The sequence below is a fragment of the Methanomassiliicoccus sp. genome, assembly GCA_033485155.1.
Taxonomy (GTDB): Archaea; Thermoplasmatota; Thermoplasmata; order Methanomassiliicoccales; family Methanomassiliicoccaceae; genus UBA6.
In genome coordinates this window covers 19,429-38,227 of sequence record JAWQJJ010000010.1, presented here as the reverse complement: position 1 = coordinate 38,227, position 18,799 = coordinate 19,429, and the positions used below count along the sequence as shown (strand labels likewise).

19 protein-coding genes and 1 tRNA gene are annotated in these 18,799 nt (G+C 60.1%); 9 read left to right on the top strand and 11 right to left on the bottom strand.

What is annotated here, in order from left to right; genetic code table 11:
- Positions 1-76: 76 nt before the first annotated feature.
- Positions 77-724 (top strand): site-2 protease family protein, encoded by a 648-nt coding sequence (locus tag SA339_12840; GenBank protein MDW5564099.1) that lies wholly within the window; start codon positions 77-79, stop codon positions 722-724.
- On the opposite strand, the gene SA339_12835 is transcribed toward SA339_12840, so the two are convergent.
- Positions 725-2,158, bottom strand: a complete 1,434-nt coding sequence (locus SA339_12835; protein MDW5564098.1) for an FAD-binding oxidoreductase — start codon at positions 2,156-2,158, stop codon at positions 725-727.
- Positions 2,159-2,344: 186 nt separating this feature from the next.
- Here SA339_12835 and SA339_12830 point away from each other — a divergent pair, with 186 nt between their 5' ends.
- A complete protein-coding gene (locus SA339_12830) occupies positions 2,345-3,556 on the top strand; it encodes a glycosyltransferase family 4 protein (GenBank protein MDW5564097.1) in 1,212 nt (403 codons plus the stop codon).
- A gap of 31 nt (positions 3,557-3,587) precedes the next feature.
- On the opposite strand, the gene SA339_12825 is transcribed toward SA339_12830, so the two are convergent.
- Positions 3,588-3,983 carry an ACT domain-containing protein gene (locus SA339_12825; GenBank protein ID MDW5564096.1) on the bottom strand — a complete coding sequence of 132 codons (396 nt, stop codon included), beginning with the start codon at positions 3,981-3,983 and terminating at the stop codon, positions 3,588-3,590.
- A gap of 97 nt (positions 3,984-4,080) precedes the next feature.
- Complete coding sequence (locus SA339_12820; protein MDW5564095.1) at positions 4,081-5,265, bottom strand: DUF362 domain-containing protein; 1,185 nt, start codon at positions 5,263-5,265, stop codon at positions 4,081-4,083.
- 93 nt (positions 5,266-5,358) lie between these two features.
- Here SA339_12820 and SA339_12815 point away from each other — a divergent pair, with 93 nt between their 5' ends.
- Complete coding sequence (locus SA339_12815; protein ID MDW5564094.1) at positions 5,359-6,297, top strand: glycosyltransferase family 4 protein; 939 nt, start codon at positions 5,359-5,361, stop codon at positions 6,295-6,297.
- 4 nt (positions 6,298-6,301) lie between these two features.
- Here the strand turns inward: SA339_12815 and SA339_12810 are convergent, their stop codons facing one another.
- Positions 6,302-6,841: a GNAT family protein gene (locus SA339_12810; GenBank protein MDW5564093.1), complete on the bottom strand. Its 540-nt coding sequence runs from the start codon at positions 6,839-6,841 to the stop codon at positions 6,302-6,304.
- Positions 6,841-7,377, bottom strand: a complete 537-nt coding sequence (locus SA339_12805; GenBank protein MDW5564092.1) for a GNAT family protein — start codon at positions 7,375-7,377, stop codon at positions 6,841-6,843. The genes SA339_12810 and SA339_12805 overlap by 1 nt, the downstream gene beginning before the upstream one ends.
- Positions 7,378-7,467: 90 nt before the next feature.
- On the opposite strand from SA339_12805, the gene SA339_12800 reads away from it, so the two are divergent.
- A complete protein-coding gene (locus tag SA339_12800; protein ID MDW5564091.1) occupies positions 7,468-8,106 on the top strand; it encodes an adenylate kinase in 639 nt (212 codons plus the stop codon).
- A 202-nt stretch (positions 8,107-8,308) separates the two neighbouring features.
- Here the strand turns inward: SA339_12800 and SA339_12795 are convergent, their stop codons facing one another.
- Complete coding sequence (locus tag SA339_12795; GenBank protein ID MDW5564090.1) at positions 8,309-9,277, bottom strand: glycosyltransferase family 4 protein; 969 nt, start codon at positions 9,275-9,277, stop codon at positions 8,309-8,311.
- A gap of 258 nt (positions 9,278-9,535) precedes the next feature.
- On the opposite strand from SA339_12795, the gene SA339_12790 reads away from it, so the two are divergent.
- Positions 9,536-9,611: transfer RNA gene (locus SA339_12790), tRNA-Gln, on the top strand.
- Positions 9,612-9,668: 57 nt separating this feature from the next.
- Here SA339_12790 and SA339_12785 read toward each other — a convergent pair.
- Positions 9,669-10,262, bottom strand: coding sequence for a TrkA C-terminal domain-containing protein (locus tag SA339_12785; protein MDW5564089.1), 594 nt, complete (start codon positions 10,260-10,262; stop codon positions 9,669-9,671).
- A complete protein-coding gene (locus SA339_12780) occupies positions 10,262-10,888 on the bottom strand; it encodes a TrkA C-terminal domain-containing protein (protein ID MDW5564088.1) in 627 nt (208 codons plus the stop codon). Before SA339_12780 ends, SA339_12785 begins: the two co-directional genes overlap by 1 nt.
- 244 nt (positions 10,889-11,132) lie before the next feature.
- Between SA339_12780 and SA339_12775 the strand changes: the two genes are divergently transcribed.
- From SA339_12775 to SA339_12760, 4 genes are all read left to right on the top strand, one after another.
- The gene (locus tag SA339_12775; GenBank protein ID MDW5564087.1) at positions 11,133-12,350 is read left to right on the top strand and encodes a magnesium transporter; all 1,218 of its coding nucleotides are present in this window, start codon (positions 11,133-11,135) and stop codon (positions 12,348-12,350) included.
- Positions 12,351-12,429: 79 nt separating this feature from the next.
- Positions 12,430-13,587: a formate--phosphoribosylaminoimidazolecarboxamide ligase family protein gene (locus SA339_12770; GenBank protein ID MDW5564086.1), complete on the top strand. Its 1,158-nt coding sequence runs from the start codon at positions 12,430-12,432 to the stop codon at positions 13,585-13,587.
- Between the two features lie 29 nt (positions 13,588-13,616).
- Complete coding sequence (locus SA339_12765) at positions 13,617-14,327, top strand: biotin/lipoate A/B protein ligase family protein (protein ID MDW5564085.1); 711 nt, start codon at positions 13,617-13,619, stop codon at positions 14,325-14,327.
- A 59-nt stretch (positions 14,328-14,386) separates the two neighbouring features.
- Entirely contained in the window at positions 14,387-14,860 is a 474-nt protein-coding gene (locus SA339_12760) for a hypothetical protein (protein MDW5564084.1), read from the top strand.
- Between the two features lie 9 nt (positions 14,861-14,869).
- Here SA339_12760 and SA339_12755 read toward each other — a convergent pair whose 3' ends face one another.
- Genes SA339_12755 through prf1 form a run of 3 tightly spaced genes read right to left on the bottom strand, consistent with a single transcriptional unit; the run spans position 14,870 to position 18,329 of the window.
- Positions 14,870-15,361, bottom strand: coding sequence for a GNAT family N-acetyltransferase (locus SA339_12755; GenBank protein ID MDW5564083.1), 492 nt, complete (start codon positions 15,359-15,361; stop codon positions 14,870-14,872).
- Positions 15,361-17,076: an arginine--tRNA ligase gene (argS, locus tag SA339_12750; protein MDW5564082.1), complete on the bottom strand. Its 1,716-nt coding sequence runs from the start codon at positions 17,074-17,076 to the stop codon at positions 15,361-15,363. The genes SA339_12755 and argS overlap by 1 nt, the downstream gene beginning before the upstream one ends.
- Entirely contained in the window at positions 17,076-18,329 is a 1,254-nt protein-coding gene (gene prf1 / locus SA339_12745) for a peptide chain release factor aRF-1 (GenBank protein ID MDW5564081.1), read from the bottom strand. The genes argS and prf1 overlap by 1 nt, the downstream gene beginning before the upstream one ends.
- Positions 18,330-18,799: the final 470 nt, after the last annotated feature.

Below are 18,799 nucleotides of genomic sequence, written 5' to 3'. Positions count from 1 at the left end.
GGGTGCGCCGGCATGGTTCGTTTACCGGCATTGAGAACCGAAGCTTTAAGAGGCGCTAGGGGGTGAGTAAGAATAAATGTACGATCAGAACACCATCCATATACCGTCAGGATATGGAAAGATCAGGTTCGGCCGGGTGGAAATCCGCCACATAATGCTGGCGGTCGGGGCCCTGACCCTGGCCTTCACCCTGTCGTTCCTCCGTTCGTCCATTACTGGTCTATCTAATGTGGAGTTCATCCTCTACGCCCTGGGCAGCTCCTTCGTGGCCGTGCTGACCGGGTTCATGCTCCACGAACTGGCCCACAAAGTGGTGGCGCAGCGCAACGGGGCTTGGGCGGAGTTCCGGGCTTATCCCATGGGGCTGCTGCTTGCAGTGGTGACCGCGGTATTCGGTTTCCTCCTCGCCGCGCCTGGTGCGGTGTACATCCAGGGGGCGATCAGCAGGAAGCAGAACGGCCTGATCAGCATAGCTGGCCCGTTGACCAATCTCGGCCTCGGGCTGCTGTTCCTCGGCCTCGGACTGTGGCTGCAGAACGGCCTACTGGCCATCGCCGTGTACTGGATCGGCTCGGTGAACATCCTGCTGGCGGTATTCAACCTGCTGCCTATCCCTCCACTCGACGGCTCCAAGGTGCTGCATTGGAGCGTGCCGGTCTACGCGGTCACCTTCGGGACGACCGTAGTCCTGGCCATGCTGCTTCTGCTCGGCATCCTGGCCTGATCAATCCTTCTGATCAGGGCAGGGGTAGCGGAGGTGCTGGATGATGCACCCCTCCCACTCCTGCATCTTGCCGGGGTTCATGATGTTGTTCGGGTCGAGCGCCTTCTTGATCGCGGCCATGGCTCCCAGGGCGGTGACCCGCTCCTTCTGGAAGTAGGGTGCCTTGGAGATGCCGACCCCGTGCTCGCCGGTGACCGTACCGCCCAGGCGGACGCAGGTGTCGAAGATGTCCCGCACCGCCATCTCGCCATGGCGCCAGGACTCCGGGGACTCCGGGTTCAGCAGCATCTTGGTATGCAGGTTACCATCAGCGGCGTGGCCATAGGTGCCGATGATGACGCCGTACTTCTCCGCGATTTTGGCGAACTCCACTACCGCGATTGGGATCTTCGATATAGGCACCGCCATGTCATCAGCCAGGGACACTGACACCATGCCCGCGCCATAGCGGGACAAGGCGGACATCACGCTCTTGCGAGAGTTGGTCCACTTGGCCATCTGGGCCGGGTCGTCGGACTGCTGCAGTCCGATCGCACCGATGGACTCGGCGACCTTGACGACCTCCACCAGCTCGTCGGCCACCACTTTGGGGTCACCGTCGACCTCGATCATACACAGCGCGGCCACGTCCGGCAGGCCGGCGTTGATGGCCTTATTCACCGCGCGGATGCAGGTGGAGTCCATCAGCTCGACCGCGGAGGGCAGTAGGGGCTTGGCGATGAGGGCGGAAACGCACTTGCCGGCCTTTTCCAGGTTGTCGAAGCCGGCCAGGATCATGGCCATCTTCTTGGGCTTGGGGACGATGCGCAGGGTGACCTGAGTGATGATGCCCAGGGTACCCTCGCTCCCTACGAAGAACCTCTCTAGCTGATAGCCGGAAGCGTTCTTAAGCGTCCGGGTACCGACCTGTATTATCTCCCCGGTGGGAAGGACAACCTCCAAACCTAGAACATAGTCCCGGGTCCCCCCGTACTTGACCGCCCGCATGCCCGAGGCGTTGGTCGCTACCATGCCTCCAACAGTGCAGGCCTCGGCGCTACCAGGGGTCGGGGGGAAGGTGAACTTGTACGGGCCCAGGGCCTTCTGGAGGCTGTCGTAGATCACGCCGGCCTCGCACACGCAGTACAGGTCCTCGACCCTGACTTCCTTGATCTTGTTCATGCGGGTGAGGTCGATGACCATCCCGCCCTTCAGCGGTACCGCACCCCCGCACAGGCCGGTCCCGGCCCCCCGTGGTACGATGGGTATCTTGAGCTTGTTAGCGAGCTTTACCAGCTGGGATACCTGCTCGGTGCTCCGGGGCTGGACAACGATGTCTGGCGTCACGTGGTGGATGGACGCGTCGAAACCGTAGGTGTATCGGTCCGCAATCCTAGTGGAATAGTTGTTCTCGCCGACGATCGTCCCAATTTGCTCTACCACGGTCTGGTCCATGACATCACTCTCCAGGCCATTGTGAAAGAGTGATAAAAAACCTATCGAGAAATGCCCGAACGAGGTACGATGCTCCGCTGACGGGTAGCCCCGGAAACGAAGCTTCCCTCCGGTCTTCGTGGCGACCGCCGCTGTCGGAACTGATAACTGTTTTATGTGGCGAACGTCCAACTCTCTGGTAAGAACATGCATGTGACGCTGTTGGGCTACGGCACAAGCTATTGGGACGTCTTTCCCGACCCGTGCTCGGGCCGCGAGCTGCAGGTATGGGGCATAGCTCGCGAGCTTGCCCACCGAGGACACGAAGTAACGTTGCTGAAGGCAGGGCAGGAGAACGGCCTGGTCACCGCGGACGGAGTGGACATCATCTCCCTGGCCAACGGAGAGGTGAAGCGAAGCTGCCTTGGTGTCCAAGATGGAGCGGCTATAAGCGAGGCGCTGTCGTTCTCTCGGATGGCCGCCGAATCGGTCAAGGACCTTCGGCCGGATGTTCTGTGCCTCCACTACGGTCTCAGTTCCTACCACCTATCCGACCTGGACGTCCCCCGCTCATACACCTTCCACGTGGCTGATGTGATGGCATCGGCCCGGCGGGTGGTGCTACGCCGGGACTTTTCTCGTTACCCGCACGAGATGTTCAAGTCCCTGGTGGAGCGGAAGGTGGCGCAGAGTGCCGACCGCCTGGTGGTGCTGAACGGAACCATGGAAAAGTACGTCAGTCAGGTTCTGGAAAGGCCGGTGCAGGTCATCCCCTGCGGAGTGGACGAGTCCTCTTTGACCGACCGTGGCGATCATGGGTACGTACTCTACGCGGGCCGCATGGAGTGGAACAAGAATGTCGGCCAGCTCGTCAAGGCCTATGCCGCGCTTCCGGCAAGCACCCGGAGGGAGCACCCCTTGAAGCTCCTAGGGGCGGGAGAGGATGAGATACCCCTGCGTGACCTCGTGCGGCGCCTGGGGATCGAGAACCAGGTGGACCTCGCCCCCTGGGCCAACCGGGAGCGGTTGGCGTCGATCGTTGGCTCCTGCTCCGTCCTGGTACTGCCGTCGCTGGTAGAGACATTCGGCATCGTGCTCATAGAGGCCATGGCCTGCGGCAAGCCAGTCCTGGCCACCGACATCCCCGGCCCCCGGGACGTCGTGCTTCCGGGAGAGACCGGCTACCTGGTGGCACCCGACCGTGTGGGGGACATGACCGACCGGTTGCAGGTTTTGCTGGAGGACCCGCTCCTGAGGAGGAAGCTGGGAGAAAAAGGAAGGTCGGAGGTGGAGGCCCGTTACACCTTCCAGTCCATCGGGGACAGTTACGAGAAACTGCTGAAAGGCATCATCCGGGAAGGGACTCGGTCCGTCCACCTAGCTTCCTCCGGGCCGCTGGAGACCGCTCCGGCGAGGTAAGCCCGCGGCGTGGTCCGGCGGATGAATATGCTTACTTCCAGTCGATCTTCACGCCTGCATCCTTGAGGACGTCCATGGCCTTAGCTAGGTAGGCCTCCTTCATCAGGATGTGATCAGTAGAGAAGGAAGATATGGCGAACAGGCTGATGTTCTCGTCGGCGAGCAGTTTGGTTATGTAGGCCAGGAACCCGATGAGGTCGAACGGCAGCTTGGTATCGAAGGAGATTATGCGGAACGGCTTTTCCTCCTCTAGTACCTCAAGGCCGCTGTCTAGTTCCGCGACCACGGTGACCTCCGCCCCGTCGGTGATGACTGCGAACACCCGGTCGTCGAGCTCGGGGACCGAGGCTACCTTCGCGATCGTATACTCCTTCTTACGTACCGAGGCCCTGATCTCCGTGTCCTTCTTGAACTCCTCGAACTTCATCTGCTTACCTGCGAGGCTAGAAATCGCCCTCACCGCCTATTAATCCTCCTGACCTCCCACGATCATCTGATGTTGTGGAATGTAAGAAAGGCGACAATCACTCCATGGCCTTGGGACGCCTCTCGGTCAGGCGCACCATGATCCGACCGCCCAGGCTCCTCTGCAACCCGATGGCCTTCTGAGGACACATCTCATGGCAACAATAGCATCGGATGCAGTCGTGGTGCTTGATCCTGGCCTTTCCTTTCACCATGCGGATGGTGCTTCGAGGGCAACTCTTCGCACACAGCCCACAGCCGATACACCTGTCGACCATGACCACGGGGCGGAGAGCGTAGACACGCATGAGGCGCAACAGCGGACCGCTGAGGTGCCGGGATACCCCGGCGGTGGCGGTGCGGGGATGGCGGTAGTCAGGAACGGCGATGGAGGATGGATCATCCCCCACCGTGTTGACGCCATAGTCGGCGGGAAGGAGCCCGCGTTCCATGGCCTTCCGAAGGGTCGGGACCTCCTCCGGACGGAAGGCCATGAGCCTTGCCGCGACGACATCGAGGGCCGCATAGCTCCCGCTGGCTAGGATGACCCCGATAGGCCTAGGGTCCCCGCCGGACGGCCCCTCCCCCTCCATTCCCACGACTGCATCCATGACCTGGAGCCTCGGCCGCACGAGAGCATTGAGATCGAGAAGCATCTCGGCGAAATCGTCCACCTCGGTCAGGCGGCCGTGGAAACTGGGCTTTTCCATGCCCGGCAGCGTCCCGAAAATGTTCTTCGTCGCTCCCGTCATGGATGTCAGCACATGGGTCTTGGCCTTGCTCACCGACACCACGGCGTCGGCCTCGAGCACCGGAGTGATGACCTCGAACCGCTTGACCAGCTTGCCATTGGGGTTGGGAGCATCCCGCGACGAGGTGTCGAAGCTGAGCTTGACGCCGGCCGACTCGGCCGCCCTATCCATCCCGGTCACCTCATACAGCTTGCGCAGCCCGCCCTCGCTATGCATCGTGCCTCCTCCGGCGCTCTCGGCGATGACAACCTCGCAACCGTGCTCCACCAGGAGCTTGGCCACAGCATGGACGACCGCAGGATGGGGGGTCACGCATCTTTCGGGTGGCGCGGCCTGCAGCAGGTTCGGCTTCAAGACGACATGCTGCCCCGGAGAGACGAAACGGTCGAGACCGCCGAGCAGTTCGATCGCACGGGCGACCGCCGCGGTCGCCTTGTCCTGATCATAGTCACTGCACCTCACCACGGACACTCGGTCATCGGCGAAAGGCATGCTCCCCCCAATGACCTCAGAGTTAATCGTTTTACTGGATGCGTGCTCTAGACCGTTTATTATATTAGCGCATAACCGTCCATCAATGTCAGGATGCGGATACTGCATGTGGAGAACCAAGCGGGTGTGGCATGGCAGCTGGCGCAGGCCCAGCGGAGGCTGGGCCACGACGCCGTGGTCATCGAGACCTACGCGAACCCCTTGAACCTCCCGCATGACCGCGACTTCTACTACGCCCATCAGAGTTTCGGCAAGGACCTGTCCAACGGCATTCGGATGGTCCGCTTCGCCCAAGACTTCGATGTCGTCCACCTCCATGGAGGCATACATTGGAAGCGATGGGATGCCCTGGCCATCAAGCTGTTCCGGAGGAGGCCGATGGTCGTCCACTACCACGGCAGCGAGGCCAGGGACGGCTATGGTATGAGGTACCAGTTCCTGGCAGACCATAAGTTCCTGTCCCGTCCGGACCTCTCGAGGTGGGTGCCCGACGGGGAGTACGTCCCCAATCCAGTAGAGGAACTCCCATACTCCTTCGATACTTCCTCCAGGCCAAGGGTCGTGCACATGGTGGTGAACCGCCGCACTAAGGGCACTGACCTTATCGTCCGCGCCCTTGACGAGCTCCGGGAAGAGGGTTTAGATTTCGAGCCGGTGGTCCTGGAACGGGTCGATCACTCTATGGCGATGGATGAGCTATCGAGGTCCCATGTCCTCATCGACCAGGTCCTCCCTCCGTCCCCGAGGCTTCCTAGCATCATTGGCCTGGCCACACTGGAGGCGATGAGCATGGGGAAGGCAGCGATCTCGACCTTCGATGCGGAGTACCGGCCCTTCTATCCTGGCTGCCCGGTGATCGCCATCGATGCCAGCGCCGAGGCGCTCAAGCAGGCAGTGTGGGAATGCATCAGCGACCTTGAGGTGACGAGAGTGCGGGGCCTCGCCGGCCGGGAGTATGTCAAGAAGGACCACTCTGCGGACGAGATCGTGAAGCGCATTATGCCGGTGTACGAGTCCCTGGTGAGAAAGTGACCGTTTACCTTGCTTGTTCCCTTTCTCTAAGCATCCAATCCACGCTGAGGACGGACATGAGGGCGCTGTCGACATACCGGCCGTCCTTGAACCGATGGGCACGCACCACGCCCTCGCGCTGGAAGCCGCACTTCTCATAGCATCGGATGGCCCTCTGGTTGCCGACGTCGACGTACAGTCCCACTCGGTTGAGACCGAACTCTCCGAACAGGTAGCGGAGCATGACGGTGATTGCGTCGGTTCCGTAGCCCCGGGACCAGGCATCCTTCTCCCCGATCATGATCCCCAGATCAGTCCTGCGGTTCCTCCAGTCCAAGCCGATGAGGCCGATGTTGCCAATGAGGCGGCCGTCCAGGGTCTCGATGGCGAAGGCTCGGTCCTTGCTCCTGATCATGTGATGGTACCACGTCACCTCATCCTCCAGGGACATGGGGGGCTCGAACTGGAGGTACTCCGTTACCTCGGGATCGTTGATCCACTTGACGAAGGTCGGCAGGTCGCCCTGCTCGATCGCCCTCAGCCGGACAAGATCTCCGTCTAGCATCAGTATCGGCCCCCTTCGTCCCTGAGGGTGCCCATAGCATAAGATGGGACGAACCGGCCATTGTGGAAGTGATCGTCCCTGAGGGTGCCCTCGATAACGAAACCGCTAGCCATGAAGCAAGTGACCGCCCTGGCGTTGCGGCAGGGGACTCGAAGGTGCACGCGGTGCAGGTTCATGACCTCGAATGCATGGTCTCTCATCATCCGGGTGGCCTCAGTGCCCTTGCCCCGGTCCCACTCCGACGGCTCCCCGATGACAATCTCGAACCGGGCGCTGGCGTTGCGGAGATCAATGTCAGAGAGGCCTGCCCAACCGATGACTTTATCGACCTCCAGGTCGACGACTATGAAGTCACGATTGGTGGGCGAGGTCAGCATCTTCTCAACTGCCACCCGCTCTTCCTCGACCGAGATGCAGAACAGCCCATGTGTCTGTCCTAAACCCTCCAGGACCCGCTGGTCGTTGAACCACCGGTACAGGTGCCAGACGTCCTCGTTCTGCATCGGCCGGAGCCCGATCCGCTCTCCCTTCAGCATCGTTGTCCCGAACTCCCGATGAGCCCGAGTGGTAATTAACCGTTGCCGGATGTCAAAAATGCCTTAAGGCAGCAGAGGATACGACCTCCCATGGATGCTAAGATCGTTCTTCTTGGAGCTCCCGGATCGGGAAAAGGCACCCAGGCCAAGAGGCTCTGCCAGGAGCTCGGGCTCACTCTGATCTCGACGGGGGACCTGCTCCGCGAGGCGGTAAGGAACAATACTCCCTTGGGCGTGAAGGCCAAGGGGTTCATGGACGCCGGCAAGCTCGTGCCGGACGAGTTGGTCATCGGCCTCATCAGGGAGAAGGTGGCCGACCTGAAGGGCGGCTTCCTCCTCGATGGCTTTCCCCGCAACCTGGAACAGGCCAAGATGCTGGATACCATCGCCAAGATCACCTTGGCGGTCAACTTGGACGTGGATGAGCAGATCATCGTGGACCGCATCGTCAACCGCCGCAGCTGCAAACAGTGCAACGAGGTTTACCACCTAGTGGCCAAGCCCACCAAGGTCAAGGGCGTGTGTGATAAGTGTGGTGGAGAGCTGTACCAGAGAACCGATGACACCGAGGCTGTGGTTAGGGAAAGGCTAAGGGTGTACAAGGAGCGCACTCTGCCGCTGGCCAAGTTCTACCAGGAACGCGGTATACTCATCAATGTGGAGGGGCAGGGCGAGATCGACGAGGTGTTCGAAAGAACCCTCAAGGCCATTAAGGCATTCAAACATTAAGTTGAGCGGGCCGGGGATACCCGGCCCGTGTTCAATGCTTATCCTTCCACTGCAAGAGCGTTTCTCTGCTGACAAATTGTCCACCAATCCGCCTTTTGACCGGCAATACATCGAAAGCGTGTCAGTCCAGTTTTACAACAGTATCATTCCTAAGGCCGTTCAGATGAACGAGGGTTTGCCGGGTTGCGTCGGTGCATGGTGCTCAGGATTGCCTTACCAACATCTGTTCGAATATGGCCATATAATGGCGGGCGCTATCATTCCAAGGAAAGCTCTTGGCAATCTCGAGGCTTCGTTCACCCATCGACCTGGCGGTGTCACGATCGATTGACAGGAGCCATTCTTTCATTTCATCCTCGGTTTCGGCCAGGTAACCATTCACGCCGTTCCTTACCAACATGGACATATTTCCTCTGTCGGTGGATACAACCGCCTTCCCTTGGCTGATAGCCTCCATTATGCTGCCCGATGTGGTGATGTCCTCGAACGGCATGAAGAAAATGTCGCTAGCCGCATAGTACTCGGCGATCTCGTTGTCGTCGAGCCGCCTGAGTATGGCACGGAAACGACCAGGGTGCTCGCTCTCGAAGCGCCTGATCAGATCGGCTATCTCTGGATCCTTACAGCCTCCAGCTAAGACTCCCAGATAGTTGTCGGGAAGGGATGAGACGACCCGAAGGTATGAGCGAATACCTTTATTCCACCGGTTGGGCCCGATCATCAAGACAACGACCTTGTCCGATGGCAAGAGGAGCTTTTTTCGGGATTGGTCAGGGTCGGCTTTGACAATGATGTCAAGGTAATTGGCCAGAGGAATGACGTCCATTGGCAGCATATTGCCATATTGGCTCTGGAATTCAGCTCTCGTCCGTTCGGAATGGACAACTCCACGGTCAGCCCAGTCCCGAAGATTGCACATGGCTAGCTGGTCCGCTTCTCGGCTTCCGAACTGCACAGAATGAGGAGATAGGTTATGTACCGTCCATATCACCCGAATGCCCAGCAGATGACATGCCCACCGTGCCATCCTCATCTCCATGAGGTTATTGAAAGGCAGCCAGTTCAGGTTCATCACCTTGTATCCCTGGAGACGGCGCACAAATAGCTGAGCGAGGCTCCATACGGTCTGACGGCCGAACCAAGAAATGTACCGTACCTCTGCCCCTTCCATCTCCAAATATTTTTTTAGGAGGCTAAGATGAGGGCCAGAAGCGGCGGGACATAGTAGCACCTTCATTCTTGTTACAGTCTCCATCGGCAATACCCTCTCTGCCCACATCTCGACCAGCTGTCTTGATGGGCGGCAAATCTAGGCGGGGCCTCGCACGCGATCATCCTCTTCAAATTCCGAACAGCCCTCAAGTGACCTCTGCAACGAAGCTCAAACGATACATTTAAACCATATGAGCAGTTTCCAGGCCACAACCATAGCCCCGTAGTGTAGCGGTCAATCATGCGAGACTCTGGATCTTGCGACGGCAGTTCGAATCTGCCCGGGGCTACCATTCTTTCATTATTCTCACATGTCTTCTGGCGCCCTCAACAAAGGACCATGCCACCATTCAAGGCCGCTTGAGATCCTTGGGGTCGAGGTGTTCTTTGCCCGAGGCCAGGTCCCTAAGGTACTGCTCGCCATCTTCGGGCCCTCGTGCGTACAGAGTGTCACCGCCCATCATGGTGGTCGTCTGGTCCGGGCCGTAAATGTAGCGTCTCCCCCGGCGGATGGCGATAACGTACATCCCGGTGTTGGTGGCCAGCCTGACCTTACCCAGGGTCGCCCCATCCAGATCGGAATCCTCTCCCACAGTCACCGCGGTGATGATGACATCCGTCTCTCGCAGCGCCAGCTGGATCACCGGGTGCGGAGGCACGTCGCGGCGGACCACGTCGGCGATCTTGAGGGCGGCGGTGGATATCTCCCCCACCGACTGGGCGAGACGGATGATCAGCAGGGCCTTCTTGATGTCCTTGTCCTCCGTAGCCTTCTGCACCGCCATCTCCTGGATATCATCCTCCAGCTCCCGCATGCGGGAATCGAGCTGGAAGACCTCCTCGGCGATGTCCCGGTTGTTGTAGAGCAGCGACGAGTACGCGAGGTCCACCATGAGCTCGGAGGTGTCCTTGATCTCCAGCAGCATCTCCTCCAGCGGGCCCATTATTCTTCCTCCGGATACACTGGCCACTTCTCAAGCCCGGTGGTGAATCGGCGCAATCGCTCGAAACCGTCCTCCGTCCCGCGGACGACGAGCACATCGCCCTCCTTCAGACGTTCGGTCTCCTCCGGGTCGTAGATCCACCGGATGCCACGCTTGATGGCGATGACCCTCATCCCGGTCTCCGTCTCTACGCTCAGCTCCTCGAGGCTCTGACCCTTCATGTCCGACTTCTCTGAAAGGGTGATTATGCGGATCTTCTCCTCCGCTTCCTTGAGCACGAGGCTGACGATGGGGCTGCCCTTGGGATTGAGCTCCAGGAGCTGGACGATGTCACCCGCGGCGCTGGATATGGACGCCGCGGCCTCGGCGACCTGCAACAAGCCGGACAGTTGGACGGCGTCCTGCTTGGTCCGGGAGGCCAACATCATGCGTATCTTGATCTCGTGATTGAGGGTATCCATCCTGGCGCCCAGGTGATGGACTTCCGCCCCGATCTCCTGACTGTCGAACAGCAACGCTGCGTAGGCCAGATCCACGATGACCTCGGATATGTCCTTGATCTCGGTCAACAGCTCTCTTACGGTGAGGTTCTCTTTCTCCTCATCGTTATCCTCGTAGTACACCATCGCTTAATGCACCCTCCCCGGAACCGGGGCTCGATGGCGGAAGCTGATAAGAAATGCGATCTCGCGGTCCTCGCTAAGGTTCAATGGTGTCCACCAGGCCGGCACTAGCTACTCGCGCTCGTGCCATCCTTAAACCCGATTGAGATATATATCAATTGTCGGGCCGTGGACTCCCGCCTTCCCGAGCCGGCCTGAGGACATTGATATATGAATTAGCGGTTTCCGTGAAAATGGGGTGTGCTGATTGCTGAAGGGGGTGTGGTCGTTCTTCTCGCGCAACAGATCGGTGTTCACCCTCGGCCTGGTGGCCCTGATGATCTCCTCGCTCGGAGACCTTCTGGCCGGCGCCACCTTGGGCTCGATGACCAATGCTCTGGAGGCCCTCCCGGGGCTGATGATCCTCATCACCCCGGCCATCGGCATGCGTGGCAACGTGTTCGGGGCCTTGGGTAGCCGGCTGGGCACGGCGATGCACATCGGTACCTTCGAGATGTCCTTCAAGAAGGACAGCTTGCTGCGGTCGAACATGGAGTCTTCGCTCCTCCTGACCCTGGTCATGTCGGTTCTCATGGGCATCCTGGCCACCATCATCGCCACCGCCCTGGGATCCCGGGACATCCGGATCGAGATGCTGGTCTTCATCTCCGTCCTCGGCGGCACGCTTGCCGGCATCGTTCTCATATTCATCAACATCCTGGTCGCCTATCTTGGATTCAAGCGCAACTGGGACATCGACAACATCTCTGCCCCAGTAATTACAGCCGCCGGAGATATCGTCACCCTTCCCATGCTCTTCCTGGCCGCCATTATTGTGCTCGGTTCCCCGGACTGGGCGATCGAGGTCTTTGCCTTCCTCTTCATCGTCATCACCGCGGTCCTGGCCTACCGCGCCCTGTCCAACGGCCATGGCGAGGCACGCCGCATCTTCGTCCAGAGCTCCCCGGTGCTTATCCTCTGCATCCTCTTAGACATCGCCGCCGGCGTCACCATCGATGATCAGCTCTCGAGCCTGGTGGCGCTGCCCGCGCTGCTGGTGCTCATTCCCCCGTTCCTCGAGGACGCCAACGCGCTGGGGGGCATACTCACATCGAGGTTTGCCTCCCTTCTGCACATGGGCATATTGGAGCCGAAGAAGGTCCCTGGCAAGGTGGCCTTCGAGAACTTCGCCATCATCTACCTCTTCTCGCTGTGGGTCTTCACCCTGGTGGGGATATCGACCTATGCCGTGGCTCTGGTCCTGCACCTGAGTGCGCCCCCCCTATGGGAGCTGGTGCTGTTGTCCCTCACCGCTGGTCTGGTGACCGTCACCGTCCTCAACTTCCTCTCCTACTATGTCTCGGTGGCCACCTACCGCATGTCCCTCGATCCCGACGATCACTCCATACCCTTGACCTCGTCGGCCATCGACATGGTGGGATCGATCGCCCTGATGGTCTTCATCATCGTGTTCGGCCTCGCATGACCGCGGTCCACCGGGGCGAGTCGGGGCCGCTCGACAAGCTTATACCCTCCACCCCGTTCCGGTTAGCAGGTGGTAGGACATGATTGACCGCGATGCCATATTCGAGCTTCTTGAGAATTATGACCCGAACGACGCCAAGATCGGGGTGATCGGTTCCCATTCCGCGCTGGATACCTGCGATGGGGCGGTGGAGGAGGGGTTTAGGACCCTGGCTGTTTGTCAGGATGGGAGGGATACCCCCTACTCGAAGTACTTCAAGGCCTTCCGGGATGCCAGGGGCAAGGTATACCGGGGCATGGTCGATGAGGTTATGCTGCTCCCCAGGTTCAGAGATATCCTCAAGCCGGAGGTCATGGCAGACCTCAGGAAGCGGAATGTGTTATTTGTCCCCAACCGTTCGTTCACCTCCTATTGCTCCATCGACTCGGTGGAGGACGAGTTCAAGGTCCCGCTGGTTGGCTCGCGCAACCTGCTCCGGAGCGAGGATCGCGGAGGTCCACGGGATTACTATTGGCTGTTGGACAAGGCCGGAATGCCGTACCCCCGCAAGATCACCGACCCCAAGGACATTAATTCCCTCACCATCGTCAAGCTCCACCATGCCCAGAAGAAGTTGGAGAGGGGTTTCTTCACCTGCGCGTCGTACCACGAGTACAAGGAGAAATCGGAGCAGCTCATCCGGCAGGGCGTGATCGATCGGGAGTGCCTCGACGGCGCTCGTATGGAAGAGTACATCATCGGGCCAGTGTTCAACCTGGACTTCTTCTACTCCCCCCTGGAGCGCCAGGGGGAGAGGGTCGAACTCATCGGGGTGGATTGGAGATTCGAGAGTTCCCTCGACGGCCACGTGCGCATCCCGGCTACCCAGCAGCTCACCTTGAACGAGGAACAGAAAGTGCCGGAGTACACTGTGTGCGGCCACAACTCGGCGACGCTGCGCGAATCCCTTCTGGAGAACGCGTTCAAGCTCGCCGAGAAGTACGTCGAGGCGGCCAGGGAGCACTATGCCCCCGGGATTATTGGGCCCTTCTGCCTGCAGACCTGCGTGGATAAGGACCTCAAGTTCCATATCTACGACGTGGCGCCCCGCATCGGTGGGGGGACGAACGTGCACATGAACGTGGGGCACGCCTACGGCAACTCGCTGTGGCGCAAGAACATGTCCACCGGGCGCCGGCTGGCGATGGAGGTGCGGCGGGCGCTAGAGGAGGACAGGCTGAAGGAGATCGTGACCTGAGGCCCCTCGACGATAAGCCGTGGCGTCTGGTGTGCTCCGATCTCGACCCGGCGATGTCCGCGGCGATCGATGAGGCCATGTTGATGGCCCGCAGCAGCGGAGAGGTGCCGGACACCCTGCACCTGTACCGCCGGTCCGCTCCTACAGTCTCCCTGGGCCACTTCGAGAAGGTGAGAGAGTGCGTCGATATCCAGGCCGCCCAACGCCACGGCGTTGCCCTGGTCCGCAGGCTGAGCGGGGGAAGCGCCATCTACACCGACTCGGAGCAACTTATCTACACTGTGGCAGTTGATCGGCGCTCGGTTCCGGAAAGCCCTTTGGAGACCTTCCGGCTGCTGTGCGGGGGAGTGATCGAGGCCCTCGGGGCAATGGGGCTGAAAGCGGAGTTCAAACCGGTGAACGACGTCCAGGTCCGGGGAAGGAAGATATCCGGCAGCGCCCAGGTCCGTCGACACGGGGCGGTGGTACAGCACGGCACGCTACTGGTGCGGACTGATTACCGGCGCATGTTCGAGGTGCTGCGCTGGAACAAGCGGTCCCCCGGTGAGATGACCTCCCTGGCCGAAGAACTCTCGGAGGTGCCGGGGATGGATGAACTGAGGGGAATGATGGCCGAGGGCTTCTCCGCCGCCCTCGGCGTCCGTTTCGTCCGGGGGCCGCTGGCGGAGGGGGAGCGTCACTTAGCCGAAGAACTGGCAAGGACGCGATACGGCTCCGCCCAGCACACCTTCCTGCATTGACCTCGTTATCAGTAATGTGACAGCCACATTTTTATCGGATTTTCGCATGCGCCCCGATCATGGTGGCGGGACCTGGAGACAGTGAACAGATACGGCATGTGGTAATGAACATCAGGGCCCAGAAGGGCATGGCCGGAGCGGTCAGGGACTATGATGTGTTCTTCATGGACAACGGCGTCCTCTTCGCCTGCACCGCCGGCTCGCTCAAGAGCACACTGAAAGCCTCGGTCGGAGCGCAGTTCGGGGCGGTGGGGGCGCTGGCTGCCCGGGCATCGATGGACAAGGACAAGCAGAATGGTAGGGCCGAGTACCAAGGCCTCACCGCCAAGCAGATCCTGGAGAGGAACGATAAGAGCTTCTACCTCCCGTACCTGGACGTTCAGACGGTGACCCTCAAGAAGGGACTGACTGGCATAGGAAAGATGTCGCTCCAGGTGCCCGACGGAAAGTACAACTGCGAGTTTTCCAAGGATCAGATGGATGCCGTCAAGACGGCGGTCGCGGAAAAGATGTCGGCCAAGATGGAGGCATGAGGACGACCATTAGGCGATGAGCTTGCTGAGGTCCAGATAGGCGATCTTGCGGTCCTCGGCCATGAACCCCAGTTTCTTGTGAAGGAGCAGGGAACTGATATTGTCAGGAGCGATGGACGAATGCACGACCTGGGCCCCCAGCTTCTGACCCTCCTGCGCCAGGCGCTTGAGGAGCATGTAGCCGACGCCCATCCTTCGGAACTCGACGTCCACGCCGATGTTCTCCAGCCACACAGCATTCTCGATGCCGTCGATCCAGGAGACCATCTGGGCGAACACGAAGCCCACGACTTTGTCCCCTTCCTTGGCCACGAAGCTGAGCTTGGAGTCTCGATAGTAGCCGAATGAGCCGCTGGCGGAGGCTCCCAACTTTTGCCTGGTCTCCTGGTCGAATTCTTCCCAGCTGCGCTTCATCGGCCCCTCTATGTACTCGCGGATGCACGCGAGCTCGAGCATACGGACGGGGACCCGGTCCTCGTCGGAGAGGGGAATGATCTTCATTACATTTCCTCCGGTGCGCTCAGTCCCAAGGTGACGAGGATGTTGGCTAGGACAATGCGGGTCGCATCCACCAGGGCCAAGCGAGCCCCCCGGTTCTCCTCACCCTTGAGGACCGGAACATAGGTATAGAACTGGTTGAACGCCGAGGCGACCTCGTGACCGTAGGCCGGGAGCGCCTGTATGCGCTGCTTCTCTCCCGCCTCCCTGATGATCGATGGATAGCGGGCGAGGGCTCTGATGAGCTTTAGCTCGTACTCGTTGGTCAGCACCGTTGGGTCGAAGGCTGCGGTAGAGGTCCCGGCCTTACGCTGGATGCTACACGCCCGGGCGTGCGCGTACTGCACGAAAGGCGCGGAGTTGCCCTCGAAGTTGAGGGCATCCTCCCATTTGAACACCAGGGGCTTCTCCGGCTGGACGCGGACGATGTTGTACCTCACCGCACCGCGGCCGATAGCTCGGGCGATCTCTCCCATCTTCTCCTCTGACAGGTCGGTACGGCGCTTGCGCACCTCTTCCAGCGCACGGTCGACCGCTTCCTCGATGAGATCATCGAGGTACACCACAGTTCCTTTTCTCGTCGACATGCGGCCCTCGGGAAGGGAGACGAAGGAATAGAACACACACTCCGGCGCGCGCTCCTGACCCAGCAACTTGAGGGCGATGGCCAGCTGGGCCTGTCCCAGTTTCTGGTCCTCGCCCAGTATGTTGATGGTACGGTCCGCTCGCCTGAACTTGTCGAGGTGGTAGGCCATGTCCCTGGTGGTGTACAGGGTGGTGCCGTCGGCCCGGGTGAAGAAGAACCTTGTCTCCTTCCCGTGGATGCCGAACGGCTTCAGCTCGAGGTAGCAGGCGCCCTGGTCCTGACCACAGTGCTCCGAGCGCTTCAATCGTTCCACGACGTTGTGGGCGGTGCCATCCTTGATGAACTCCGACTCCCAGGTAAACTGATCAATGACCACGTTGATGCTCTCGAGGCTCTCGATGATACCGTCCAGCATCAGTTTGGCAGTCTTGCGGACCTTGGCCATGACCTCTTCGTCGCCGTCCTCGAAACGGCGGAGCATCAACCCCACCTGACGAGCGACCTCGGGGTCCTCCTCCATCATCTTGTTCGCCCTCTGGTAGTATACCACCAGGCGGTGGTCGGCCTTTTCGCTCTCGATCGCCGCCACCTCCTCCGCAGGGATGTTCTCCAGGCCCCAGGTCAGCAATACGACCTGCTTGCCCACATCGTTCACATAGTACTCGGTGGTAACATCGTAACCGTAGGCCCGCATGCACCGGGCCAGTGTGTCGCCGATGATGGGGTTGCGGGCCCTCCCCACATGGATCGGACCGGTAGGGTTCACCGAGGTGTGCTCCAGGAGCACCTTGACTCCAGAGGCGTTCCCCCGACCGTAGCGGTCTTGGAGGTCCATTATCGCCCCGAGGGTAGCGACGTTGAGCTTTCGGTCATCGAGCTGGAAGTTGAGGTAGCCCTTCTCCGCCCATGCCCGCGCCACCAGTTCCATGGCCGGTAGCTTGGACGCCGCCTCCTCGGCGATCAGGGGGGGCGCCTTCCTCAGCACCTTGGCCAGGGGGAAGCAGGGTACTGCGAAATCGGCCACCCCGGTAGAGGGGACCTCGACCTCGAAGGGCACATCTGCCCCCATCTGGGAGAATGTGCACTTGACCGCTTCGCGTATCTGCCTCTCGAACTGCTCCAAGGGATCCATCACTGTCCACCCAACCCATACCTGAGGATCGCGGCGATGCCTCCGAAGGCCTTCATCAGCATCTCCCCCTCTTCCGAATCCACCGAGAGCAGCTCAACCTTGGTGCCGACCTTGGAGGCGTCCTCGTAGAAATCGTCGACCAAGTCCGCCGTGGAATCGATGACTGGGGAAGCTTGGGGGCACTTGGGGCACCGAGCGTCCTCATCTCGGTCCGCGGTGACTTTGCCGCTCCAGCCGCACTGGGGGCAGTGGAGAGCGACTCGCTTCTTCCTCAGTCCTTCGGAGAGAAGGAGAGTATCCACCGCGCCGAGCTCCAAGGCATGGCGCACTTGGTCCTCGCCGTAGCTGGCGAGACCACCATCGGACTTGCGGATCTCCTCCAGCAGCTTCTGCATGAGCCCCTTCTCCCTGATTAGGTCCAGGTCGATGAGCGAATCCTTGGCCTTTTCCACCAGCTCCTTGAGCCCATACTCGTCGGTATAACCGGTGTCGAAGGTGTCGATGATCTTCTTGCGCAGCTCGTGGTGGAGGTATTCCTCCTTGACGAAGAACTCCTTGGTCGGCCCTGGACCTCCGATGAGGACACCTTTGAGGTCCGCCTGGGCCAGGAAAGCCTCATTGGCCACGTCGGCTGTCTTCTTGTAGAACTCGTGAGCGGCGATCTCGATGAGCCTCTCGAAACGGAGCGCCGATTGCCCGCCCCTTCCATGCTTGGATGGAACGAGCGATTGAATGTTCTTTACTGTCAACACCCGCTTTCCCTTAAGGAGGCCGATGGTCGATTCCGACCGGTCGATCACCAGGAGGCCGAAGGTCTGCTTCTCGTCCAGCATATCCCATAGCTTCTCGGTATAGAACTCCGAGTCGCATCGATACATGAACGAGGTGATCGGTTCGGGCGGCTCCAGCACGTACTGTACCTGCTTGGTCTGGTCGCCCGAGGTGGGCGCCTCCCCTACGAAGAAGATGACCCCGTTCTCGGGCGGGGCCTTGAAGTATTTCAGGCGAGCCAGGATCGATTCGATCGCCCCGGTGACCGCCTTGTTGGTCCTCTTGCTCTTGATGTTCTGTGATTGGGAGTACTCGTTGCGGAGATAGTTCGCCACGTCAGAGATCTGCTTATCCGGTGGCACGTAAACGGAAACGAGCTCGGTACCGCGGCCGTGTATCTCCCTGATCTCCTCCAGGGCCCGCTTGAAGTCATACCGGCGCTTCTCCATCAGCCGTTCATTGTCGCTCTCGTCAGGAGCCATTGTACTGTCAACCTACGCTTTTTTAACACCAAGGGTATTGCTGTAATAAATCTATTGGTCAGCTTCCCACAGCTTACTGGGGGCTTGACTCGGGTGCGGATCGAGATGGCTCGATGGCCCAGGGTCGAGGCGGGGACATGGCCCCCGCGGAAAAGGTCGAGGACCATGCCGTCGGCGGGTCCAGAGGGTCTGTGCCGAACGGACAATCGTCGCCATGGTGCCCGTGGAAGCAAGACCAGACAATTTCGGCGAACTTCTTAGCCTCGCATACCGCGACGATGGCACGGAAGGCGGAACGAACGGAGGGCCGAGCTCTTTCCCCACGGCTGGACGATCATATGCCAGCTCCGTCGGACTTTGCCGATAATAAAAAGGGGGCATGGACTCCCGCTCCGCCGTGAGTGGCAGCATGACCCTGGAGTCAAAAGGATGGGGAGTGATATGTATTAAATGCCAAAGAAGTATGCGGC